At 61.4% G+C, this 23764-nt stretch carries 25 protein-coding genes and 1 tRNA gene; 4 read left to right on the top strand and 22 right to left on the bottom strand.

Annotated features, from left to right (window positions below):
• Positions 1-159: 159 nt before the first annotated feature.
• Positions 160-471 (top strand): (2Fe-2S)-binding protein, encoded by a 312-nt coding sequence (locus tag DMO26_RS34510; RefSeq protein WP_117194575.1) that lies wholly within the window; start codon positions 160-162, stop codon positions 469-471.
• Positions 437-922 (top strand): bacterioferritin, encoded by a 486-nt coding sequence (gene bfr / locus DMO26_RS23380; RefSeq protein WP_117194574.1) that lies wholly within the window; start codon positions 437-439, stop codon positions 920-922. The genes DMO26_RS34510 and bfr overlap by 35 nt, the downstream gene beginning before the upstream one ends.
• A gap of 672 nt (positions 923-1594) precedes the next feature.
• Here the strand turns inward: bfr and DMO26_RS23375 are convergent.
• From DMO26_RS23375 to obgE, 10 genes are all read right to left on the bottom strand, one after another.
• Positions 1595-2131 carry an RNA pyrophosphohydrolase gene (locus DMO26_RS23375; RefSeq protein ID WP_117194573.1) on the bottom strand — a complete coding sequence of 179 codons (537 nt, stop codon included), beginning with the start codon at positions 2129-2131 and terminating at the stop codon, positions 1595-1597.
• Positions 2132-2142: 11 nt separating this feature from the next.
• On the bottom strand, positions 2143-3333 hold the full coding sequence (locus DMO26_RS23370) for a divergent polysaccharide deacetylase family protein (RefSeq protein ID WP_117194671.1): 1191 nt from the start codon (positions 3331-3333) through the stop codon (positions 2143-2145).
• Positions 3334-3418: 85 nt separating this feature from the next.
• The gene (locus DMO26_RS23365) at positions 3419-4750 is read right to left on the bottom strand and encodes a S41 family peptidase (RefSeq protein WP_117194572.1); all 1332 of its coding nucleotides are present in this window, start codon (positions 4748-4750) and stop codon (positions 3419-3421) included.
• Entirely contained in the window at positions 4740-6137 is a 1398-nt protein-coding gene (locus DMO26_RS23360; protein WP_117194571.1) for a murein hydrolase activator EnvC family protein, read from the bottom strand. The genes DMO26_RS23365 and DMO26_RS23360 overlap by 11 nt, the downstream gene beginning before the upstream one ends.
• Positions 6138-6230: 93 nt before the next feature.
• Positions 6231-6713: a 23S rRNA (pseudouridine(1915)-N(3))-methyltransferase RlmH gene (rlmH, locus tag DMO26_RS23355; RefSeq protein ID WP_117194570.1), complete on the bottom strand. Its 483-nt coding sequence runs from the start codon at positions 6711-6713 to the stop codon at positions 6231-6233.
• A gap of 113 nt (positions 6714-6826) precedes the next feature.
• Positions 6827-7279, bottom strand: a complete 453-nt coding sequence (rsfS, locus tag DMO26_RS23350) for a ribosome silencing factor (protein ID WP_117194569.1) — start codon at positions 7277-7279, stop codon at positions 6827-6829.
• 120 nt (positions 7280-7399) lie between these two features.
• Positions 7400-7996 (bottom strand): nicotinate-nucleotide adenylyltransferase, encoded by a 597-nt coding sequence (locus DMO26_RS23345; RefSeq protein ID WP_404947078.1) that lies wholly within the window; start codon positions 7994-7996, stop codon positions 7400-7402.
• Positions 7997-8038: 42 nt separating this feature from the next.
• Positions 8039-9322, bottom strand: a complete 1284-nt coding sequence (locus tag DMO26_RS23340) for a glutamate-5-semialdehyde dehydrogenase (RefSeq protein WP_117194567.1) — start codon at positions 9320-9322, stop codon at positions 8039-8041.
• Positions 9315-10490: a glutamate 5-kinase gene (proB, locus tag DMO26_RS23335; protein WP_117194566.1), complete on the bottom strand. Its 1176-nt coding sequence runs from the start codon at positions 10488-10490 to the stop codon at positions 9315-9317. Before proB ends, DMO26_RS23340 begins: the two co-directional genes overlap by 8 nt.
• The gene (gene obgE, locus DMO26_RS23330; protein ID WP_117194565.1) at positions 10487-11548 is read right to left on the bottom strand and encodes a GTPase ObgE; all 1062 of its coding nucleotides are present in this window, start codon (positions 11546-11548) and stop codon (positions 10487-10489) included. The genes proB and obgE overlap by 4 nt, the downstream gene beginning before the upstream one ends.
• A 97-nt stretch (positions 11549-11645) precedes the next feature.
• Between obgE and DMO26_RS23325 the strand changes: the two genes are divergently transcribed.
• On the top strand, positions 11646-12509 hold the full coding sequence (locus DMO26_RS23325; protein WP_117194564.1) for an endonuclease/exonuclease/phosphatase family protein: 864 nt from the start codon (positions 11646-11648) through the stop codon (positions 12507-12509).
• Positions 12510-12551: 42 nt separating this feature from the next.
• Here the strand turns inward: DMO26_RS23325 and DMO26_RS23320 are convergent, their stop codons facing one another.
• The 4 genes from DMO26_RS23320 to rplU form a co-directional block, all read right to left on the bottom strand.
• Complete coding sequence (locus DMO26_RS23320) at positions 12552-13139, bottom strand: GNAT family N-acetyltransferase (RefSeq protein WP_117194563.1); 588 nt, start codon at positions 13137-13139, stop codon at positions 12552-12554.
• The gene (locus tag DMO26_RS23315) at positions 13136-13771 is read right to left on the bottom strand and encodes a GNAT family N-acetyltransferase (protein ID WP_117194562.1); all 636 of its coding nucleotides are present in this window, start codon (positions 13769-13771) and stop codon (positions 13136-13138) included. Before DMO26_RS23315 ends, DMO26_RS23320 begins: the two co-directional genes overlap by 4 nt.
• 131 nt (positions 13772-13902) lie before the next feature.
• The gene (gene rpmA / locus DMO26_RS23310) at positions 13903-14172 is read right to left on the bottom strand and encodes a 50S ribosomal protein L27 (protein ID WP_117194561.1); all 270 of its coding nucleotides are present in this window, start codon (positions 14170-14172) and stop codon (positions 13903-13905) included.
• Between the two features lie 31 nt (positions 14173-14203).
• On the bottom strand, positions 14204-14515 hold the full coding sequence (gene rplU / locus DMO26_RS23305; protein WP_117194560.1) for a 50S ribosomal protein L21: 312 nt from the start codon (positions 14513-14515) through the stop codon (positions 14204-14206).
• Positions 14516-14829: 314 nt separating this feature from the next.
• On the opposite strand from rplU, the gene DMO26_RS23300 reads away from it, so the two are divergent.
• A tRNA-Ser gene (locus DMO26_RS23300) sits at positions 14830-14919 on the top strand.
• A 151-nt stretch (positions 14920-15070) separates the two neighbouring features.
• On the opposite strand, the gene DMO26_RS23295 is transcribed toward DMO26_RS23300, so the two are convergent.
• The 8 genes from DMO26_RS23295 to DMO26_RS23260 form a co-directional block, all read right to left on the bottom strand.
• The gene (locus DMO26_RS23295; protein ID WP_117194559.1) at positions 15071-15601 is read right to left on the bottom strand and encodes a dihydrofolate reductase family protein; all 531 of its coding nucleotides are present in this window, start codon (positions 15599-15601) and stop codon (positions 15071-15073) included.
• 213 nt (positions 15602-15814) lie between these two features.
• Entirely contained in the window at positions 15815-17485 is a 1671-nt protein-coding gene (locus tag DMO26_RS23290; protein ID WP_117194558.1) for a flotillin family protein, read from the bottom strand.
• Positions 17482-18129: an OB-fold-containig protein gene (locus DMO26_RS23285; protein ID WP_117194557.1), complete on the bottom strand. Its 648-nt coding sequence runs from the start codon at positions 18127-18129 to the stop codon at positions 17482-17484. Before DMO26_RS23285 ends, DMO26_RS23290 begins: the two co-directional genes overlap by 4 nt.
• A gap of 5 nt (positions 18130-18134) precedes the next feature.
• Positions 18135-19283, bottom strand: a complete 1149-nt coding sequence (locus DMO26_RS23280; RefSeq protein WP_404947076.1) for a PspA/IM30 family protein — start codon at positions 19281-19283, stop codon at positions 18135-18137.
• A 142-nt stretch (positions 19284-19425) separates the two neighbouring features.
• Complete coding sequence (locus tag DMO26_RS23275) at positions 19426-21090, bottom strand: ABC transporter permease (RefSeq protein WP_404947075.1); 1665 nt, start codon at positions 21088-21090, stop codon at positions 19426-19428.
• Between the two features lie 61 nt (positions 21091-21151).
• Positions 21152-22174 (bottom strand): Fe(3+) ABC transporter substrate-binding protein, encoded by a 1023-nt coding sequence (locus DMO26_RS23270; protein WP_117194555.1) that lies wholly within the window; start codon positions 22172-22174, stop codon positions 21152-21154.
• A 135-nt stretch (positions 22175-22309) separates the two neighbouring features.
• Positions 22310-23359 (bottom strand): ABC transporter ATP-binding protein, encoded by a 1050-nt coding sequence (locus DMO26_RS23265; protein ID WP_117194554.1) that lies wholly within the window; start codon positions 23357-23359, stop codon positions 22310-22312.
• A 35-nt stretch (positions 23360-23394) separates the two neighbouring features.
• Positions 23395-23745, bottom strand: coding sequence for a hypothetical protein (locus DMO26_RS23260; RefSeq protein ID WP_162895034.1), 351 nt, complete (start codon positions 23743-23745; stop codon positions 23395-23397).
• Positions 23746-23764 lie beyond the last annotated feature (19 nt).

The following is a 23764-nucleotide window of genomic DNA, read 5'->3' as shown; positions in this document are numbered from 1 at the left end:
GCGTTGCATGATTGATCAAGCGCAAGGCGGATTTCAGGCGCCCATGACAGGTTTCCTTTTAAGAAAGAGCGCAGATACCCCCGGTTTTTTCTTGACATCCCTGATCCGCTTTCGCAAAAAAGAAGATGGAATGGGTCATGTTTAGCAGGTTGACCGAGAATGCTGGTTTGCAGTTGCAATTACATTACCGACAGGGAAATCAGGGATGTCATCATTGAACTGCTCGATGAGGACTGTTGGCAGCTCATCGTTCCCGTAAAAGTCTATCATGCCATGGGAAAGCGCGGGCGATGCTGCGGCTGCTTCCCGAACGTCGTCGATCTCATAATCCGTACCACTGAGGAATATCACGCCCAGCGCCACTCGACGGAAGCCGAGGTCGTTGTATATATGTCCCGCTTGAGAGAGTTCCACGAAGAAAACAGGAGAGCGGACATTGAAAGGCGACTCAAAGGTCATCGAGCGGCTTAACGAGGCACTGTTTCTCGAACTCGGCGCGGTAAATCAGTATTGGCTCCACTATCGTCTCCTGGACGACTGGGGCTTCAAAAAGCTGGCCAAGAAAGAACGCGCCGAATCGATCGAAGAAATGCACCATGCCGATCGGCTCATCGATCGCATCATCTTCCTCGAAGGCCATCCCAACCTGCAGACCGTGGCGCCGCTGCGGATCGGCCAGAACGTCAAGGAAGTACTGGAGGCCGACCTCGCCGGCGAATATGATGCCCGCACCGCCTACAAGGCCTCCCGCGACATCTGTCACGCGGCCGGTGACTATGTCTCCATGAAGTTGTTCGAAGAACTGCTCATGGACGAGGAAGGCCATATCGACTTCCTGGAAACCCAGCTCGACCTGCTTGCCAAGATCGGTGAGGAAAAATACGGCCAGCTCAACGCCGAACCGGCAGACAGCGCGGAATAAGATCTTTTTTAAAGATTCCGAAAGCCCGGCGGCCCTGCTGTCCGCTGGGTTTTTTGCGCTTGAAATGCAGATCTCCCAAGCGTTCACCGGAGGACGTAACGTCTTGTCCCGGGCTTGTGTCGCCACCGAAGAAGCGCCCGCTGTCATTCGACGAACGACGTATCTTCGAGACCTGTCTCAAGGCATGTCCGCATTGGTCCCTTCGAGGAACGACGTCGTCAAACTTCTCCAATTTGGCCGATCATGCGAAGGCCAAAGCCGCCACACGGCACTAAAAAATCTCTCCATTACAATTCACGCCTTAACCCCTTCAAAATAGCCTCGCCAAGTGCACCTGCAGACAATCCCACCCATCGGGCCATCAACGCTGTTCGGAGATCGTCGGCGAATCTGCTGCTTCCGCCGTTCAAGCGCCGCGAAATGCAGAATGACGCGATCCAGTTGCTCCACATCGACGGCAGATGCCGAAGAGTGAAGGAACCTCGTTCCGATCCGCCGGATTCCACTTCGCGCCATCCCGGGAAAATCAACGGCCGTTATTCTTATGCTTCGCAGTGCGCGAAGCTGGCGCCCCCTCTGAAACGCCGGCGGCGACGGGAATGCGATTTGTAACGGACCCACATCATTTTTGGGCGGTATCTGCCATTTGAAGAAAGTTGGGCTCGATCGCCCTCAGGCGGCGGCTTTGACCAAATGGGCGAATTCGGCGACAACCTGATCGTAGACGGCACGCTTGAACGGGACGATCAGGTTTGGAAGATCGGCCATGGGCTTCCATTCCCAGGCGTCGAACTCCGGCTCGTGCCCGCCGGGCGGCGGGTTGATGGCGATTTCGTTTTCGTCGCCCTCGAAACGAAAGGCGAACCAGCGCTGCGTCTGGCCGCGGTATTTACCTTTGAGCCCGATGCCGATCAGATGCGGCGGCAGGTCGTAATTGATCCAGTCGCGCGATTGCGCGAGCAGCGTGACCGAACGGATGCCGGTTTCCTCATAAAGTTCGCGATAAGCGGCGGGGAGCGGATCTTCCCCTTTGTCGATGCCGCCCTGCGGCATTTGCCAGAGCTGCGGCGAACCGTCGTATTCGCTATTGCCCTCGGAGATTCGCCGGCCCGCCCAGACAAGTCGGTCCCGATTCAGCACCATGACGCCGACGCAAGGTCGGTACGGCAGATCCTCGGCGCGGAGGGGGCGTTTGTCTCTCTTGCTCATGGCGGTTCCGATCAGGGTTTGGCGCTTTCGCCTGCCAGCGCGGATATTCCTACAATCTCGATGCCGCGCTGGCCAGCTTCCTCGCTCCACTTTCTTATCGCATGGATGCTTTCGTCGAAAGCGGAAGCGACGCCGATCGCCGTGCCCTTGCGGTTGGCTATGCGTTCCAGTTCATCGAGCTTCTTCAGGATTGCATCGGATTGCAGCTGCCCGTCGAGCGTCAGATCGGCAAAGGCGTGGGGTAATTCGATCGCCTTGGCGATCGGCCCGGTCTTCGACTGGGCGGAGGTGCCGTCGTCCAGGAAGAGCAGGCCGCGCCTGGAAATATCGCGCAGGACGGGCTCCAGCGCGTTAGCGTCGGAAAGATAACGGCCGCCGAGATAGTTCATGATGCCGGTGTAATTGGTGATCTTGCCCATCGCCTCATGCAGTCGGCCGAGATTTTCCTTGGCGGAGGCCTTGGTCAGCAGCGTGCCGGGGCCGGGGTCGTTCGCCGGGTAATCGAAGGGTTCGAACGGTACCTGAACCAGAATTTCATGGCCGTTGCGGCGGGCCTCCTGCATCCAGCGCTGCAGGCTGTTGCCACTTGCGGCGAAGGCCAGCGTTACGGCCTGCGGCAATTCACGGATCGCGTATTGCGTTCCCGTCTGGCTGAGGCCCAGACCGCCGACGACGATCGCAATGCGTGTGCCGCGTGCGCCGGACCAGGGCCTGGCATATTGATCCATCGGACGCCGCCCATCGGGACCGACGATGGGCAGGCGGCCATTGGCGGAGTCTTCAAGCAAGGCTTCGTTGGGCTGTGCGGCCACGCGCGGATCCTGGCCGATCCGTTGCGTATCGAGCAGAACGGGGCCGCTCTCGCCGCGCGCCCGGGGCGTATATTTCGTCACGACCGAACCGTCGTCAGTCATGGTCCGTTGGACGTTGGCGCCGGAATTCGGGTTGGAGAGCGGCATGCCGGCGGATGGCTGCGCCGGATTTTGCTCCGGTCGCAGGGCCTGCGCCGCTTCGGGTGGAGAAGCCGGAGCATTGGAGGCGACCTGTTTCAGTGCCTCGTCACCCCGCATGGCGTAGACCGAAAGGCCGAGAACGACAAGAACGGCCACGGAGGCGAGGATGACCGCGGGAGAAAATCTCCTGCTCTTCTGTCGGGCAGCCGGCCGGTTCTGTCCAAGCGGTGCGTGGAGATCGGTGCCCAAGTTCAGTTCCGCATCATCTCTGCCCATAGAAGAACCGGCCAGCGCGACGCCTTTTCGACGTCAAACGCTGGCCGGTCGAAGCTGCTTACTTCTTGATGTTGGCCGCGGCCTTTTCCGGGTTCGGCGGAAAAGCCGGATCGGTCTTTGCGCCATGCAGCAGATCCAGCGCATAATTGAGCTGGATGTCGTCCTTGGTTTCCGGCGGAACGTAAGCGACGGAGCCCGAGCCTTCTTCGGTTTCGGCGGCGCCCTGGATATGGCCGCGCAGGCTCGATTCGCCCTCGGCGCGGACCTTGCCCTGCAGTTCCGGCGGCAGCGGCTGCTCGACTTTGATGTCCGGCGTGATGCCGGTGCCCTGGATCGACTTGCCCGACGGCGTGTAATAGAGCGCGGTGGTCAGACGTAGCGCGCCGGCATCGCCGAGCGGAATGATCGTCTGAACCGAGCCCTTGCCGAAGGACCGCGTGCCGAGAACGGTGGCTCGGCGCAGGTCCTGCAGCGCGCCGGCAACGATTTCCGATGCGGAGGCCGAACCGCCGTTGACGAGCACGACGACCGGCTTGCCATCGGTGAGGTCGCCGGGGCCGGCGTTGAAGCGACGGGTCTCGTCGGCGTTGCGGCCGCGGGTGGAGACCACTTCGCCGCGCTCAAGGAAGGCGTCGGAAACGTTGATCGCCTGGTCGAGGAGACCGCCGGGATTGAGACGAAGGTCAAGGACATAACCCTTCAGCTTGTCGGCCGGCACGTCCGCCTTGATCTTCTTGATCGCCTTTTCGAGGTCGTCGTAGGTCTTTTCGCTGAAGGAAATGACCCGGAGATAACCGACATCGCCACCTTCGACGCGGGACTTCACGGCCCGAACGGCAATGATATCGCGCACCACGGTGATATCGAGCGGCTTGTCGGCACCCTGGCGGATGACCGTCAGCTTGATCGGCGTATTGACGGCGCCACGCATCTTTTCGACAGCGTCTTCGAGCTTCAGGCCGCGGACAGGAGTACCGTCGATTTCCGAGATGAAATCGCCCGAGAGAATGCCGGCCCGGGAGGCTGGCGTATCGTCGATCGGCGTGATGACCTTGACGAGTTCGTTCTCCATCGTGACCTCAATGCCGAGGCCGCCGAATTCGCCGCGCGTCTGGGTGCGCATGTCTTCGGCATCCTTGGCATTCATGTAGCTCGAATGCGGGTCAAGCGAACTCAGCATGCCATTGATGGCGTTTTCGACCAGCTTTTCCTCGTCCGGCGGCGTGACATACTGCGCGCGGACCCGCTCGAACACATCGCCGAAGATCGACAATTCCTTATAGGTCGACGGGCCGGCGGCCTGCGCCGGCATGCCCGCCGAATAAATCACGCTCATCGCGGTCGCACCCATGAGTGCACCGACGATGACAAGAGAAGCCCTACGAATCATTTCGTGCCCTTCCAGTTTCTTTCGCGGTCCACCACGGCCTGGAATCGACCGGGGTGCCGTCCTTTCGGAATTCAATGTAAAGCGTTGGACGATCTGTTTCCAGCGCCAATGCCATTGCGCTTGCCACTCTTTTCTCACCCATCGCGGCAATCGGCTCGCCCGCAAAAACGAACTTGCCCTGTCGCGCATTCACTTCATCCATGCCGGTCAGAACCAGATGGTATCCGTCTCCGGCATTGAGGATGATCGTCTGCCCATAACTCCGGAAGGCGCCGGCAAAAACAACCAGGCCATCGGCGGGTGCGGTTACCACCGCACCGGGATTCGAAGCGATCGTCATGCCTCTTGCCGTATGGCCCGTTCCGTCGGCGTCGCCGAACCACCGCAATACTTCTCCGGCAACCGGAAGCTCCAGCTTCTGCCTAAGGCTTGAAAACGCATATGCGGGCGCAATGCGGTTTTTGTCAGGCACACCGCTTTCGGCGAGCTGCTTTGCCCGTTCGCGCTCGGCTTCCGACATCATGCGGCGCCGTTCTTCTTCGGCGCGGGCCCTGTCGATCGCCTCGCGTACAGAGGCAATCTCGCCCTCCAGCGACTGAATGAGGCCGTCCAGCGTGTTGGCGCGCCCGGCAAGCTCCTCGGAGCGACGGCGTTCGGCATCGAGATCGGCGATATTGCGCCTGTTCAATTTTTCGTTTTCGGCGAGCAGCAGGTCCATGCGCCGATCTTCCTCGACGCTTGCGGCGATGGTGTTGGAGACGTTGGCCTTCTCCGTCAAAGCCTCGGCCTGCAGCGAGGTCAGCGATTGCAGGTCGGCCACCAGCTTGTCCGCCTCGTGACGCATGCCCGGAACCACCGCGCCGAGCAGGATGGCGCTGCGGACCGAAGCAAGCGCATCGTCCGGCGTGACCAGAAGGGCCGGCGGCGGATTGCGACCCATGCGCTGCAAGGCCGCCAGAACCTCGGCCAGCACGGCCCGGCGGCTGCGCAGCGAGGCGTGGATGCCATCCTGCCGGACCTTCAGTGCGGCGATCTTCTTTTCGCTCTCCAGCGTCCTGGCTTCCAGGCCCTTCCGGCGAGCCGCCGAGTCGATCAGCGCCTGACGGATGTCGGCGGTATTCTTGCGGGTATCGGCAATGCTTTTTTCGATGGCGGCCATCCTTTCGGCCGACAGTTTCATGCTTTTGGTAAGAACTTCGAGTTCGCCCCGCGTCTCGTTGCGGCGGCGCTGCAGATCGGCAGTCGGATCCACCGCCTGAGCCGCCGGCACGACGGCGTCCTGAGCCTGCGCCAGGGCGGAAAAGGGCGGGGGCGAAGCCAGCGTCAAACCGGTAGTCACTGCCAGAAGCAGCGCGCCACGGTATGATCTGGCCTGTCTTTCGTTCATTCCTGCCCCGATATGTCGCCGGATCGAGGAAGCCTAAGCTGATTTGCCCGACGAGGCCACAAACAACATCGTGTTTGAATCTAAATGAAATGTTTACGCTCTGTGATAGGGATGGCCGGAAAGGATCGTCACGGCGCGATAGAGCTGTTCGGCGATCAGGATCCGTACCAGCTGGTGCGGCCAGGTCATCGTGCCGAGGTTGAGCACGATGTCGGCTTGCGCCCGCAGTTCGGGATCGAGACCATCGGCGCCGCCGATCGCCAACATCAGGTCGCGCTTGCCGTTGTCGCGGTAGCGGCCGATGAGATCTGCAAAGGCCCCGCTGTCGAGCGTCTTGCCGCGTTCGTCGAGAAGGATCAGGACCGCGCCTTCGGGAAGCGCCCTGGCGAGCAAGCCGGCTTCCTCCCGCTTGCGGGTATCGGCATTCGCCGCGCGACTTTCCTGGACTTCGATCAGTTTCGACAATTCCAGCCCTACCGCCGGACCCGCCTTGGCGAAGCGGTCGAGATAACGGGACGCTAGGTCCTTTTCCGGTCCGGCCTTGAGCCGTCCCACAGCAAAAAGGCTTACACGCATGTCCCATTCCGTTGATTCAGGCGGCCAAAATCCATGTGCGGCAGCTGCCTGCGCTTAACTGCCGCTGGTATTGCCCCGTCATTCCGACCGGTTCAGGACATGCCTAAACCTTGTCAATGCAGCAATGCACCTTCCTCGATATCCGGCGCGGCCCACATCTTTTCGATGTTGTAGAACGCACGGATTTCAGGGCGGAACACATGGACGATGATGTCACCGGTGTCGATCAGCACCCAGTCGCCGGTTTCCAGGCCTTCGACGCGGGCCGTTCCCAGGCCTTCGTCCTTCAGGTCGGAAATCAGATGATCGGAGATGGCCGTGACATGCCGGTTCGATCTGCCGGAGACGACGACCATGTAATCTCCCAGTGCGGATTTTCCGGCGATGTTGATGGTGACCATATCTTCTGCTTTGGAATCCTCGAGGCTTGCGAGGACCAGTTCGAGAGCACGGGCGGCGGCATCGGCGCCACGTTCCAGGCTCTGCGGGAGGACGGGAGCCGTCTTTCCCTTGGCGTGTACTGTTGTCAGGGTTTGTCCTTTCTTCCACGTAACAGCAACAGGCACTTACAGCGAATCCGAACTGAGAGTCGGCCGCTCCCTCAAACGTGGCATCGAATGGTTAATCTTTCAAGAGACAGCCGAAAAAGGTGATCGCGGGGAAGAAAACTTCACCGTCCTGTCATGCTATGTGCCATTCCGGTTGCTTGCGGCTCGGATCGCAGTGGAACTGAGCGCCGAGCGCGGTCCATGAATGAAGGTCCAGGCGGGTGACGGGCGCTTCCAAAGCGTCCCGGCATCGTCCTCGTCGATCCGCGCATAATCGAAGGTACGAGCCATCTTGGAGGAGAGAAACGACAAGGTGGCGCCGGGCCGGTCGATGACGGCGATCGGGAATGTCGAAGCGATCGTTTTCCACTTCTGCCAGAGATGGAAGGTCTTCAGGCTGTCGGCCCCCATCACCCAGATGAAATGGACATGGGGATTGCGCGCCTTCACGAAAGCCAGCGTATCGGCGGTGTAGGAGCCTCCCAAGGTCTTCTCGAAAGCGGTGATTTTGATGCGCGGATCGTGGATCAGTTTTTCACTCATCGCGATCCGATCGGAAAGCGGCGCGAGTTCGGAGCGGCTTTTCAATGGATTGCCGGGGGTGACCATCCACCAGAGCTGGTCAAGGCCGAGGCGGCGCAGCGCGATCTCGGCGACCAGGAGATGACCTTCATGCGGGGGATTGAAGGAGCCGCCTAACAGGCCGACCGCCATGCCATTTCCGGCATGCGGCATCACCAGGTACCGGCGGTCGATCTTCTCTTCCGTCACGTGCAGTCAGGGCCGGGTCTGGCCGGTGCCGTGCACCCGGTATTTGAACGAGGTGAGCTGTTCGACGCCGACCGGCCCTCGTGCGTGCATCTTGCCGGTCGAGATGCCGATTTCGCCGCCCATGCCGAACTCGCCGCCATCGGCAAACTGGGTCGAGGCATTGTGGAGCAGGATCGCCGAATCGAGTTCGTTGAAGAAACGGGCGACGACCTGCGGATCTTCGGCAATCACCGCTTCGGTGTGATTCGACGAATAAGTGTTGATGTGGCGGATCGCACCGGAAATGCCATCGACGATGGCGACCGAAATGACCGCGTCGAGATATTCGGTACGCCAGTCCTCCTCCGTCGCCGGTCTGAAGCCGGGGAAGACCTTGAGAACGGCCGCAGAGGCACGGATTTCGCAGCCTGCTTCCGTCAGGGCTTCGAGGATCGGCATGAGATGCGTGCCGATCGCGGCGCTGTCGATCAGCAGGGTCTCGGCGGCGCCGCAGACGCCGGTGCGGCGCATCTTGGCGTTGACGGTGATCTTCTTGGCCATATCGAGATCGGCGGAGGCATCCACATAGATATGGCAGAGGCCTTCGAGGTGGGCGAAGACCGGAACCCGCGCCTCGTTCTGGACACGCGCCACAAGGCTTTTGCCGCCGCGCGGCACGATGACGTCAATTGCGCCGTTCAAGCCCGACAAAAGGGCGCCGACGGCGGCCCGGTCGGTCGTCGGCACGATCTGGATAGCGTGCTCTGGAAGTCCTGCGACCTTGAGGCCGGCGACGAGGCAATCATGAATAGCCTGCGATGATTGGGCCGAATCGGAACCGCCGCGCAGGATGACCGCGTTGCCCGCCTTGAGGCATAGCGCGCCTGCATCGGCCGTCACGTTGGGGCGGCTTTCGTAGATCACGCCGATGACGCCGAGCGGCGTACGGACGCGTTCGATATTGAGGCCGTTCGGGCGATCCCAGGCAGCCATGACCTCGCCGACCGGATCCTTGAATTCGGCAATCTCGCGCAGCGCCTGCGCCATGCCGGCTATGCCCTTTTCCGTCAGCGTCAGCCGGTCGACGAAGGAAGGCAGGAGGTCCTTGCCTTCGACGTCCTTCAGGTCGGCTGCATTGGCGGCCAGGATCTTGTCCCTGGCTGCCATGATCGCATCCGCCATGGCGTTCAGTGCCTTGTTCTTGGCCTCGGCGGAAGCAGTCGCCAGTTCGCGAGCTGCCGCCCTGGCGTTGCGGCCGATCTTGTCCATCACGGCGGCCACGTCGTCTGTCTTCGCAACCTTGTCAAGCATGGGCTGCATCCTCCTTGCGGCCTTCTTTTTTCGTCTTGCGCACCGATCCGGTGATGACCAGATCGTCGCGATGCACCATGGCGGCGCGGCCGGCATAACCGAGGATCGCTTCGATCTCCGCGGACTTGCGGCCGGTGATCTGGCGCGCCTCATCGGCGTCGTAGCCCGCCAATCCGCGGGCGATCTCACGCCCGTCGGCGCCGATGATCGCGACCGTATCGCCGCGATGGAAATTGCCTTCGATGCGGCGAACGCCTGCCGGCAGCAGGCTCTTTCCGGTGCCGAGCGCGTTTTCCGCCCCCTCGTCGACGAAAAGTTCGCCCGCCGGCTGAAGCTGTCCGGCAATCCAGGTCTTTCGCGCCGTCACGGGCGTGCCGGAAGGTGCGAACCAGGAGGAGCGCGTGCCTTCCTCGATGGCGCGCAACGGATGATCCGTCTTGCCGGACGCGATGATCATGGCGCAGCCGGCACCGGTGGCGATCTTGCCGGCGTCGATCTTGGTGCGCATGCCGCCGCGTGAAAGCTCGGACGCCGCACCGCCGGCCATGGCCTCGATCTCGGGGGTGATCGCCGGGATGATCTCGATAAACCTGGCTTCGGGATCAAGATGCGGCGGGGCGGTGTAGAGCCCGTCGATATCGGAGAGCAGCACGAGAAGATCGGCACTGGTCATAGTCGCGACGCGGGCGGCAAGGCGATCATTGTCGCCATAGCGGATTTCGGTGGTCGCCACCGTGTCGTTCTCGTTGATGATCGGCACGGCGCCGATCTTGAGCAGCTGGTTGATCGTGGCGCGGGCGTTCAGATAGCGGCGGCGTTCTTCCGTGTCGCCCAGTGTCAGCAGGATTTGGCCGGCGACGATGCGATGGCGGGACAGGCTTTCCGACCAGGCGCGGGCGAGCGCGATCTGGCCGACGGCGGCGGCGGCCTGACTTTCCTCAAGCTTCAGCGCACCGGAAGGCAGGTCGAGTACGGTGCGGCCCATGGCGATCGCGCCGGACGAGACGACCAGCACATCGATACCCTTTGCTTTCAGCGCTGCGATATCGGCGCAGACGGCCTCCAGCCAGCGGGACTTCAGACCGGTCTTGCGGTCTACCAGCAGGGCAGAGCCGATCTTGATGACGATGCGGCGATGGTTTGCAAGCGGGGTACGGACGGCGCTCATTCGTCGTCTTCCTCGTCGAAATTCCCGATCGGCACCGATCGGTCCGGCAGGGCGGTCTCTTCACCCCCGCTCGCCTCGACGATTACGTCCCGAAGCGCGCGCAGCACCTCCGTCATGCCCTTGCCGGTGACGGCGGAGATCAGGAACGGCGTCTGGCCGCAGGCCTTTTCCAGCTCCTTGGCCTTTTTCTTCAATTCCTTGTCGTCCAGAATGTCGATCTGGGATAGCGCCACGATGACCGGCTTGTCGATCAGTCCGCCGCCATAGGCTTCCAGCTCGGTCTTCACCGTCTTATAGGCCTTGCCGACCTTCTCCTCGACAGCCGAGACGAGATGCAGCAATACGCGGGTGCGCTCCACATGGCCGAGGAACCGGTCGCCGATACCGACGCCTTCGTGAGCGCCTTCGATCAGGCCCGGAATGTCGGCCAGCACGAATTCACGGCCGTCGATGGTTGCGACACCGAGGTTCGGGTGCAGCGTCGTGAACGGATAGTTGGCGATCTTCGGCCGGGCGCGCGTGACGCTTGCGAGGAAGGTCGACTTGCCGGCATTCGGCAGGCCGACCAGGCCGGCGTCGGCGATAAGCTTCAGCCGCAGCCAGATGGTCTTCTCTTCCCCTTCGAGGCCTGGATTGGCCCAGTTCGGCGCCTGGTTGGTGGAAGTCTTGAAATGGGCGTTGCCGAAACCGCCGTTGCCGCCCTTTGCGAGACGGAACGTCTGGCCCTCCTTGGTCAGGTCGATGATCAGCGTCTCGTTGTCTTCCTCGAAGATCTGGGTGCCGACCGGTACCTTCAGCGTCACGTCGCCACCATTGGCGCCGGTGCGGTTCTTGCCCATGCCGTGCGTGCCGGTCTGGGCTTTGAAATGCTGCTGGAAGCGGAAGTCGATCAGCGTATTGAGACCGTTGACTGCCTCGACCCAGACATCGCCGCCACGCCCGCCGTCACCACCGTCGGGACCACCGAATTCGATGAATTTCTCTCGCCGGAACGAGACCGCACCCGCGCCGCCGTCGCCGGAGCGTATGTACACTTTTGCCTCGTCGAGAAACTTCATCTTGCCGCCGCTGGTCTTGTGTTAGTCGGGCGCCTGCGTTCCTATGGCATCCGGTAGGTTTCGATATAGCCGCTTGGGGCCAAGGTCAAAGAATATCATGAAGTTCGTGAGCTATAACGTCCAGTACGGGTTCGGTATGGACGGCCGATTCGATCCCGAACGCATCGCAAAAGACATCGAAGGTGCAGATGTCATCGCGCTTCAGGAAATTACCCGCGATCATCCCAAAAATAGTCATGCCGATCTGGTCGAACGTTTTGCGGGCCTTTTCCCCGATCATTTCCATGTCTACGGTGCGCCCTGCGACGTACTCCTCGGTATCATGGTTCAGAACGGCCGCCGGATCGAACGCCGCTTCCAGTTCGGCAACATGATCCTGTCGCGCTGGCCGATCCGCGCGACGCGCCATCTGCTCCTGCCGCGCAGCTACACCACCGACCAGCTCAACCTGCAGCGCGGCGCGCTGGAGGCCGTCATCGATGCGCCCGGCGGTGCGCTCAGGGTCTATTCCACCCATCTCGATCACATTTCTCCCGATGAGCGGCTCGAGCAGATCCTTTATCTCAAGGCGCGGGCGCTGAATTTCGTCGCCGAGGGCGGCGCGCTCACCGGCGGCGCCGAACAGGGTTTTCCCGACCCGCCGCAACCGGCGGACTTTCTCATCATGGGCGATTTCAACATGGAGCCCGAGTCGGGCGAATATGTCGCCATGGTCGGCCAGCGGGACCGGCTTTACGGGCGCGCCCTGCGCGCCAACCAACCCGTCGACGCGCTGGAATGGCTGAAGGTGCGCACGCCCGAAACCTATACCTGGGCGGAACCGCCGGGAGAGAGGCAGATGAAGATGCATCTGGATCATTGTTTCGTAAGTTCCGGACTGGCGCCGCGGTTGAAAAGCGCCTGGGTGGACAACGAGGCGCTCGGTTCCGATCATTTTCCACTGTGGGTGGAGCTGGAGTGAAGGGGCCGGCGGATTTGTCCGCCGGGTATTTTCAGGGGATCGTCACGGCCGGCCGAGCGGACGAAAATCCTCGGGCAGCAGCAGGGTCTCGATGTGCGGAACCGTGCGGTTGCGTGACAGGCTGAAGAGCTGGTTCGCATCGACAATCCGGAAGCCGAGCTTCTTCTGGACGTTGAGCGAGGCAAGGTTGTCCGCAAAGGCGCCGGAGTGAATCGGCGTTTCCGGCATACGCCAGAAGAACCGCTCCAGTGTCCCCGCCACCGCTTCCGTCATATAGCCGCGATCCCAATAGAGCCGGTTGAGCCAGTAGCCGAGGCGCCACTGCCCGCGTCTCTGCTCCAGGCCGACGGCACCGATATGCACGTCGTCGCCGGTGGTGATCGCCAGCATCCAATCCGGCAGGATACCGGATGCATGCGGGACGAGCCAGTCCAGCGCATCCTGGCGATCATAGGGCTGCGGCACGCGGGCCAGCATGCGGGCGACCTTGAAATCGCCGAGCGATTCGGCAATCGCACCCGCATCGCCGATCTTGTGCGGCCGGAGCACCAGCCGCTTCGTGGTGATGATCGGGCTGGGGCCTGGCGTCGTGAGCGACAGGCTCGTGCTTTGGAGAACCGCGGCGTTCATCGCATTTCTCCCCAGCTTCTCAGCGACATCCAGGTCTTGCGGTCGAGCCGGAACCATTCGACGGCGACCATGCCGCCCAGCGCCAGGCAATCGATCATGCCGGTTCCCTGAAATTGGAAACCGCATTTCTGGATCACCCGCCTGGAGGCGATATTGGTCACCCGGCAACGCGCATCGATGTGGTCGATGTTGTTGCGGGTGCGGAAAGCCATGTCGATCAGGACATGGGCGGCTTCCGTGGCATAACCTCGGTTCCAATAGGGCTCGCCAAGCCAGTAGCCAAGTTCGAGCGTTCTTCCGTCTGCCTGGGGTTCCAGTGCGCAACAACCGAGAAAGGCGCCGTTGTCTCCTCGCGTAATGGCATAGACGCATTTGCCGATCTCGCCGGCCTTCGTGCGTCGCACGAAATCGGCTGCGTCTTTTGCCGTGTAGGGATGCGGCATACGCGACACCATGGTCGCGATATTCGCATTGTTGGCGAGATGGGCAAGTGCGTCGATGTCTTCTTCGTGGGGTGCGCGGAGCACCAGGCTCCGCGACAGTAAGACGGGGCAATCGCTTCTCGACCGGTCGGGTCTCAACCGTTCCTCTGGCGGCCGGGATTGGCTCGCCCTCAGTAGTTCGCCTTGCATGTTCAGTCCTCCTGTTGGGGGTAAAGAAAAAGGGAAGATGGTGGTGTCCCATCTTCCCTTTTTTCTGACTGAACCTTTGGGCGTTCAGCCGGGTCGATGTGACACCGGCTGCTAAAGTACGCTTACCGGCTTTATTCTGCTGCTTCGGCTTTCGGCATTACGGACACGTACACTCGGCCATTGGCCTTCGTACGGTAATTCACATTGCCGGCCGTAAGCGCAAAAATGGTGTGATCCTTGCCGAGGCCGACGTTCTGGCCCGGATGCCACTGCGTGCCGCGCTGGCGCACGATGATGTTGCCCGCGAGGACGGCTTCGCCGCCGAACTTCTTCACGCCAAGGCGCTTGGACTGAGAGTCGCGACCGTTACGCGACGAACCGCCAGCTTTTTTGTGTGCCATTGGAGTTCTCCTTTACCCTTCGAAACCCTGATTAACCGAGAATGTCCGTGATGCGGACAACCGTGTGATGCTGGCGATGGCCGCGAATCCGCTTGGAATTCTGGCGGCGACGCTTCTTGAAGGAGATGACCTTCGCGCCACGGTTATGCTCGACCACTTCGGCCTTGACCGTCGCACCCGAAACGAACGGGGCGCCGATCTTGGCATCGGCGCCAACGCCGACAACCAGGACTTCGTTGAATTCGACAACTGCACCAGCTTCGGCTTCCAGCTTTTCGATGGTAAGCACGTCGTTGGCTGCCACGCGGTACTGCTTACCGCCGGTCTTGATGACTGCGAACATTTTTTGTCCTTTCATGTTCGGTCCGGCTCTGCCTTTAAAAAAGCGGCCGTCTTTTTGTCAGTCGGTTCTAGCAGGATTTCGAAAGAGGTGATCTTCTGAACTGTCTGCCGGTGAAATCTGCACGGAAGCCCCGCGGCGTCCCTGCAAACAAAGAGGCGGGAATCTTTTCCACGCCTGATCGCGTGCCCGGATACGCGACCGACAAAAAACTGTCAAGGCAAAAGGATATAAAGACTTGATATTCGCCCCTTGCCAGCCCGATTTTTCGCCGCTATGAGAACGCCGCGCTGACCATCGCGTCATCATGCTCAAGCGGAGAGGTGGCTGAGTGGTCGAAAGCACCGCACTCGAAATGCGGCATACGGGCAACCGTATCGTGGGTTCGAATCCCACCCTCTCCGCCATTTGCCGCCGGTTGCGTCTCTCGTTCGATATTGCCGCCGATCACGGCATTCCACCAAACGCTGATCTGTGCAGCCCTGAGAATAGTTCAGCGCAATCAGGCAGGTGACGGCGCCACAAGCAGGTGACACGCCGCTCAAGTTCGCCGTTCGACTAAGCAGGAATGTATATCAGCCTGACCGTGTCCTCGCCAATGAGATCGGTGGAAACAAGGCGGAGCGGAGGCCGTGGGCCGGCAAAGAACGGCCTGCCGCGGCCAAGCACGACGGGATGGAAGTAGAGACGATATTCATCGATAAGACCAAGGTCGGTCAGGCTTCGTGCCAGATCAGGTCCGGAAACTGCAATCTCTCCGTCAAGCCGAGCCTTCAGGTCACGTATCACCGCCTCGACGTTATCCTCGATAAGTGTGGCGTTTGGGCCGACTGACTTCAGCGAGCGCGACACGACCCACTTAGGTTGGCGCCGCCACGCCGCGGCGAATTCGTGATGCTCCGCGCTCCACTCAGGACGGTCCTCGTCCCAATAACGCATGATCTCGTACATGCGGCGACCGTACGCGCTGCCAGTCAGGTCGCGCACATGCTCTATCCAGTGACGAAAGAGCACGGGACTTGGCGCAAATTCCTGGTGATCGACATAACCGTCCAAGGACAGGTTCATTCCGAAGATCAGCTTCGCCATTCTACCAAACCTCCATCTCAAGATCCTCACGACAGTATAAACGGAGCGATGCAGAACGTGGGGCCGGCCGCAGACTACACGCCATTGCCGGTTGCGTAATGCAGGGGGAATTCGAGAAGCAGTGCCAGCTCGGAAAAATCGGCATCGCTGCCGGATTGACGGCCGCGACATCTCGGGTATTTCGCATCGGAAATTGTTGTCCCCGATAAGCCTTTACTGATCCTTTGGCTCCTTCGCCGGCTCAACCTGCAAATTTCCCAGCAGCGACGATACCGCATTCTCTCCTTCGAAACCGGCTTCCTTCAACAGTTTGTCGAGGATCGGTTTGTTGGCCTGGTAGGCCAGCAGCTGGCCGGCGAGGCCCTCGCCGAGGCCGATTCCGCCTGCGGCACCTGCACCGCCTTCGCCGCGGCCGAGCATGCCGCCGGTGTCGAAGATGCGGATGTCGGAGATCTTTTCGATCGGCTTGACGGCTTCCGCCAGTGCCTGCGGGATGATGCGGATGCGTTCGCGCAGGATCTCGAATTCGATGATGGCCGGGCTCAGCCGGTTGCGCGCCTCGTTGAGCAGGGCCTCGCTTTCGGCGGCGGCTTTGCCGGTTTCGAGAACGCCCTTCGCCTTGATGATCGCGGCATCCGCTTCGGCGGTGGCGAGTGTCTTGATGGCGTCGGCCTGGTCCACCGCGGCCTGTTTTTCGGCCTCGGCGCCGACGGTCACGGCAGTCGCCTCCGTTTCCGCCCTTTTGCGGGCGTCGATGACGGCGATCTGACGTTCACGCTCGGCAATTTCCACTTCCTTGGCGGTCGTGACTTTTTCTTCTGCGGCTATCGCAAGTGCGCGGGCATTCTCGGCGCTTGCCTTGGCTTCCGATTCCTCACGGCTCTTGTTGGCGACGGCGATGGCGCTTTCCTGCGCGACGATCTGCAGATCACGGCGGGCTTCCGTGTCGCGCTGCTGCACGGCCCGGCTTGCATCGATATTGGCGCTTTCGCGCGCCTGCTTGGCCAGCGCTTCGCGTTCGGCGATCGCCTGTTCGGCGGCGATACGGGCTTCCTCCTCGGCGCGCTTTGCAGCCTGCTCCTGCTGCGCGGTCTCCGCCCGCGTGGCGGCGGACTTGTTGGCGATGTCGCGTTCCTGGTTCAGTTCGGCCTCGCGTTTGGTGCGCTCGATCGCCAGCGACTGCTGGCGGGCCTCGAGATCCTTCTGCGCAATCGCCACTTCCGTATCGCGGACGATTTCATTGCGCTCCTTCTTGCGGCTCTCGGTGATGCGGGTCAGCGTCGCAAGGCCCTGAGCGTCGAAGAAATTGTTGGAGTTGAAGTGCTTGATATCAGTCTGGTCGAGCCGGGTCAGCGAGACGGATTCCAGTTCCAGGCCGTTCGACTGCAGATCGGCGCCCACCGCTTCCTGCACGGCCTTGACGAAATCCATGCGCTGTTCCTGCAACGCGTCGAGCGGCATTGTCGCCGCGACAGAACGCAAACCGTCGACGAATTTTGCCTCGATCAGGACGCGAAGCTGTTCCGCATCGTTGGTGCGGTCGCCCAGGGTCTGGGCCGCAAGCGCGATCGAGGAGGCGTCCGGCTTGACCCGCACGTAAAATTCGGCGCCGATATCGACACGCATGCGGTCCTTGGTGATCAGGGCGTCGCCCTCGCCGCGCCTGACCTCCAGCCTGAGCGTCTTCAGGTTGACCCGCGCAATGGAGTGGAAGATCGGCAGCACGACGGAGCCGCCGTCGAGCACCACCTTCTGGCCGCCGAGGCCGGTCCGGACATAGGCCTCGTCGCGGCTCGACCGGGTGTAGAGCGATGCGAGAACGAAACCGATGCCGAAGATCAGGATTATGCCTATGCCGGCAGGCAACAAGAGATCGTAAATCATGGACGCTCCGTTGAATCTGGATTGGCCGGCGTCAGCATGTCCGACGGCGCGGCGATGGCGATGAAGATGTCGGCCGCGCGGTCGACGATCAGGATATCGGTGCCGATCGCGAGAGGAGCTTCGCTCCTGGCGGCCCTGGCTCTCAGCGTATGCCAGTTTCCATGTCGGTCTTTTATACGCACGCGTCCCGGCAGGCCCTGGTCGAGAGGGCCGACGGTCACCTCGCCGCCCCTTCCGATGAATTCGGAGAGGTCGACGGCATAGGTTTCATCACGCGGCACGATGCGTGCCACCCATCTGCTCGACGTGCGGACGGCGGGAAGCGCCAGGAGGAAGGCCGGCACCGATGCCACGATCGCCGGCAGAGGTGTCCACACCGCCTGAGCGACGGCCTGCAGGGCAAAACCGGTGATCGCGAAGAAGCCGAGCAGCATCATGATCAGGATGAGGATAGGAACGCCGCCGAGGTTCAGCCAGGAGAGCAGCCCGGAAATGCCGCCATGGTCGTTCGACCAGGCCTTGTCGATCACCTCGCCAAGCGAAAAACCGATGAGGAGGCCCACGATCTCCAGGCCGGTCAGCGCGACCAGCATCACCGCCGCAACGGCGAAGGGCAGGCATTCGGGCGCGAGGAAGAGCTGCATGGGCGCTAGTTCTGCTTCGACTTGAATTGTGCGAGCCGGGCCTCGATCGCTCGCTCGCGATGCAGCCGGTCAAGTTCGTCCAATTCCGCGCTGGTTCCCTTCTGGCCGGCAGGCACGCCGGTAAGGCGTGAAATGGTGGATGCCGCGCGGGCGGCGCCATCGGTCGGGCTGCGGGTCTCGCGCGCTGCGGTGCCTTCCGGAAACTTTGCGAGGCTGCGCTTCAGATCGCCAAGCCTTTCCTCGGCTTCGCGGCGGGTCGCGAGCACGGCCTGTAACGCCTGCTGGCCTTCCGCGAGATTGATCCGTGCGTCCGCCAGTGCCTTGTCGAGAGCGGCGAGCTGGGATTCAAGATCGATCTGGCGCGCCACGCCGGCCTTGGCAAGGTCATCCCTGCCGGCAGAGACGGCCGTGACGATCTTTTCTTCCAGCGCCTTCATGTCGGCGCCGATCTCGTCGCGCCGGTTCATGATACGGTATTCCTCCGCACGTGCCTTGCCGATGTCGGCGCGGGCTTCGTCCGCCGCCGTATCGATTTCCCGAAGCGCCTGTTCGACGATCGCGATCTTGTTGGCATCTTCAGCCTTGTCGATGGCGGAATTTGCAAGACCTGCAATCAGCCGTCCCATGCGGGACAAAATGCCTTCATTCATCATCATGTGTTCCTCCGTTCGGTCCGCATGTGGGGTGACGCCGATATGGATCTGGTAGCCGCCGTCATGCGCCACCAGCTGAGCGGTGAAGATGTTGAGGGTGCCGCGGGAATAGCCGGCAACGTCGAAGGGGATGGCGACGCGGCCGCGCACCGTAGCCACGGTCAGGTCCGTCGGGCCTTTGATCGCAAAAAGCTTGTCGTCGAGCGGCAGCCTGTCAAGGACCGACCTGTGGCCGCGATTGGCCGCGAAGTCCCGCAGACCCAGGGTTACCAGCCGTGCCGGCAGGCCAGTCCGCTCGCGGACGGATTCGTAAGCCAGCTCATGAAGCGTGACGAGATTGGCGCCTCCCTTTTCCGCCGCCAGTTCATCAAGCATGGACAGCATGACGGCATAGGCCGCGAAGGTATCGTCGAGGGCCTGCCTTGCTTCAACGGACGGCGCCAGATCGTAGCGCAGGATCGAGGTATGAGATATCTGTGCCATACCTGCAACATAAAGCACCGCTTTTGTGCTTTCAAGGGCACTTCAATTTTTGGTGGCAAATATTTATGATCTCTAGCCAGCACATGGGTTGAGAGCCAGAGGGCGACACTGCGGAATGCCGAAAGCGATTGCAGGCGGTGCGCCGCCTCGACGGGCCAGCCTATCGGGTTTCCCGGCCGATGCGGGAGAGCAGGATGACGGGAGCCATGCCGATCAGCAGGATTGCGAGAGCCGCGATCGAGGCTTCCTCATAAGTTCCCCGTGCCGCTTCGCCATAAAGATGGGTGGCGAAGGTTTCCACGTTGAGCGGCCTGAGCAACAGGGTTGCGGGGAGTTCCTTGACGCAGTCCACGAAGACCAGCAATCCGGCTGCCGTAATCGCTGCCTTCGACAGGGGCAGGTGGACATGGCGGAATGTGCCGGCCGGAGACTGGCCGAGCGTTCGGGACGCATGGTCGAGCGACAGGGAAATGCGGCTAAGGCCAGCGTCGATGCCGCCGGCGGAGATCGCCAGGAAACGCATCGCATAGGCATAGATCAGCGCGGCGCCGGACCCCATGATCAGCAGACCGGTGGAGAGCCCGAACCATTCGAGTGCCGTACGGTCGATGAAACGATCGACAGAGGCAAGCACGATCAGCACGCCGATCGCGACCACCGTTCCGGGGGCAGCATAGCCCATCGTCGCCAGACGATAGGACCATGAGGACACTGCCCCAGGACGAAGGCGGTTGGTGTAAGCGATCACGACGCCCAAAAGGATCGTGACGAGTGTAGCGATGGCGGCGAGCGAGATGGTGTTGACGGCCTCGTGCTGCAGGCGTGGGGACAAACCGGCAAAGCGCACGCGCTTCAACGCTTCCGTCACAAGATAGAGCGCCGGCGCAGCAAATCCGATGAGGATGGGGGTGAAGCCCAACATGAACAGGATCATGCCTTTGATGCCCGTGATGCAGTGAGGCTTGAGGCTGCGATGGCGCCGCGCATCCGCCGAATAACGCTGCCTGCGCCGGGCCCAGCGCTCAAGTGCCACGAGGCCAACGACGATCAGCAGCAGCAACAAGGCGATCTGTGAGGCGCCGGGCAGGTCGCTGCGGGTGATCCAGGTCGTGTAGATCGAGACGGTGAGCGTTCGCACGCCGAGAAACTCCGCCGCGCCGACGTCGTTCAGCGTTTCCATCAGAGCCAGGCTGACGCCCACTGCAACAGCCGGCCTTGCGAGCGGCAAGGCGACATTCCAGAAGATGCCATGGCGGGAAATGCCGAGAGTGCGTGCGGCATCAATAAGATTGGCCGACTGGGTGACGAACATCGCCCGCGTCGGGATGTAGACATAGGGATAGAGGACGAAGCCTAAGAGAAGGATGCAGCCGGTCATCGAGCGCACGTCCGGCAGACGGAACTGGCGGGGGCTGGAATAACCGAGCCACCAGCGGATCGCGCCTTGAACCGAACCGATCGGGTGCAGAATGTCGAGATAGGCATAGGCGACGATATAGGTGGGCACCGCGAGCGGCAGCAGCAGCGCCCATTCCAGTATCCGCCGGCCGGGAAAGGCATAGGCCGTCACCAGCCAGGCCGTAGTCGTGCCGACAACCGTTGTCACGACGCCGACGCCGCAGAGCAGGATCAGGGTATCGACCAGATGAGCCGGAAGGATGGTCGATATCAGATGCGCCCAGAGGCCTGGAGAGCCTTGGATCGCCTGCAGGAACAGGCCGGCGAGCGGAAGCCCGACGAATGTCGCGACAATGCCGGCGCAGACGAGCCAGCGAAGACCGGAGCGTTTCTTTCGCCAACCGATTGCCGCGATATGGGAGGTCAAATTGCTCACCGGCCGGAAACGAAAAGGCGCCCACGAAAAGGCGCGGGCGCCTTTTCGTGCCTTAGTTGTCGAAGCCGACCTTGTCGACCAGCGCGCTCGCCTGCTTGCGGTGGCTGACGATCTCCGTCAGCGGCTTGGAATCGATCTTCAGTTCGCCGAGTGCAGCGATGATCGGATCGGCCTTGGCGCCGGCTTTGACCGGGTATTCGTAATTGGCTTCCGCATAGATCTTCTGGGCATCGTCGGAGACGAGATATTCGAGAAGTTTTACAGCCTCGGCCTTGTTCGGTGCATGCTTGGCAACCGCCGCGCCGCTGATATTGACCTGCGTGCCGCCGTTTTTGAAGGTCGGCAGGACGACCTTGATCGCCTCGCCCCATTTGACCTGGTCCGCGCCACCTTTGCCGGAGCGCATCAGGCCCACATAGTAGGAATTGGCGATGGCGATATCGCAAATGCCGCCCATGATGTCCTTGGCGCCGTCACGGTCGCCGCCGCCAGCCTTGCGGGCAAGGTTGGCCTTGACGCCCGTCAGCCATTTTTCGGTTTCGGCAGCGCCATAGTGGGCGATGTAATCGGCGAAGAGAGCCGTGTTGTAGGGGTGCTGGCCGGCGCGGATGCAGACCTTGCCCTTCCACTTGGGATCGGCCAGATCCTCGTAGTTGAAGGATGCCAGATCGAGGTCCTTGGCAGCGTAGAGCACGCGGGCGCGCATCGAGAGCGCGAACCAGTGACCCTTCGCATCGCGCAGCTGCGCCGGGATGGCGGCATTCAAGGTGGCCGACTCGATCGGCTGGGTGACGCCCTTTTCGGCCAGATCGACGAGACTGCCGGCATCGACGGCCATCAGGATATCCGCTGGCGAGCTTGCGCCTTCCGCCGCGACACGTTCGGGAAGCCCGTCCTTCAGGAAGACGGTGTTGACCTTGGTGCCGGTGGATTTGGTGAATGCGTCGAGCAGCGGCTGGATCAGGCCCGGTTCACGAGTCGTATAGATGTTGATCTCGGCCGCTGAGGCAGCACCTGCGCTGAGGCAGAGCGAAGCGGCGAGTAACGTGGATGTCGCGAAAGCGTGTTTGGTCATAGGTCGTCCCTCCAATGAATTCTCCACGCTTGCAGCAGTTCATGACCCTTTGCGTCAAGTTATTTCTCAACTTGAAGTCACCTTCACGGACTCTTGATCTCGACCACGGCAAAAAATGCAACCCTGAATTACGGCTCACGAAAATGCCAGAACCTGATCGTCGGCAATGGAAATCAGCACCCGTTGAGCATCTTTCGGCAGGCGTTTCGTGGTCCTGATGCGGAGAGGCCTTTCGAGGTCTCCGATGCGAACAAGGAACTGCTCGAATTCCCCGTGAAAATTTCGGGCTTCGATGCGCCCCGGAAGATCGCCCTGGTCGAGGGAAATCGAGATGGCTTGGGGGCGGACGTAGAGGACGGCCGAACTTCCGTTCTCAACGATCATGGGATAGGCGAAATGGCCGATTGCCGTCTTGATGATGCCGGCGTCGTAGACGCCCGGCACCTTGTTGAAGTCACAAAAAAATTCTGCAGCGTAGGCCGTAGCGGGACGATCATGCAGGTCGTAGCCGGAACCGGCTTGGACGATCTTGCCCTCCTTCATCAGCACGACCCGATCTCCCGAGGACAAGGCCTCCTGCGGATCATGCGTGACCATGATCACGGTGGTGCCGAGCATTTTCAGGAGCGACAGCGTATCGTCGCGCACCCTGTCTCTCAGCGCCTGATCCAGATTGGAGAAGGGCTCGTCCATCAGGAGAATGTCAGGCTGCGGCGCAAGCGCCCTTGCCAGGGCCACGCGCTGCTGCTCGCCGCCGGAGAGCGTGTGCGGAAAGCGATCGGCAAGATGGGATATCCCGATCCTGTCGATGACGTCGGAAGTCCTTTCCATCGCTTCGGCTTTCGACCGGCGTTTGAGACCGAACCGGATGTTCTGCCTAACTGTCAGATGCGGGAAGAGCGCATAGTCCTGAAAGACGAAGCCGATGTTGCGGGCTTCCGGCTCGATAAAGGCCGCGGGTCCGGAGACGTCCCTGCCGTTCAACGAAATCCGGCCCGTATCCGGAATCTCGACGCCGGCGATCAATCGAAGTAATGTCGACTTGCCGCAACCCGAGTGTCCGACAAGGCAGATGATCTCTCCTTTTCCGATCGACAACGAGACGTCCGAGACAGCGGCCGTCGGCCCGAACCGCCGGGACACGCCGCAGATTTCAAGCGCGCGATCTGGAGTTTCGACAATCATCGCAGAGGCCTTCTCCACCGGGGGCGATCAAGAGTTCAGGCGTCTTGATACAGAAAGCCGGAGAAGTCCTGCAACCCACCCTGCCTGACATTGCCGTGTTCGGCGGGCCCGGCCGGCCCACCGAGATGCCGGATGTTCGGCGGAGCCAGGCGGCAAATGCGGCAGCGTCTCTCACGGGTAAAGGTCGGCCAGGAGATCCAGGCCCGTGAAGCAAGCGCCATCGTGCCCTTCATGACGTTATTATCGGTTCCGCGCCCGGCACGAAGAGGCGTGGGATCTCCCTGCAGCCGTTGACGGATTGTTGATCCGGTGAAACTTTCCAGCGTAAAGGATTTGAGAGGATATTCGAAGGCAGGAACTTTTTCCATGTGCCCGGCATTGTCCATTTTAGTCGGAAAACGAGGC

The organism is Rhizobium terrae, assembly GCF_003425685.1.
Taxonomy (GTDB): domain Bacteria; phylum Pseudomonadota; class Alphaproteobacteria; order Rhizobiales; family Rhizobiaceae; genus Neorhizobium; species Neorhizobium terrae.
Note: the sequence above shows the minus strand (reverse complement) of the source record. Positions and strands in the feature narration are given on the sequence as shown.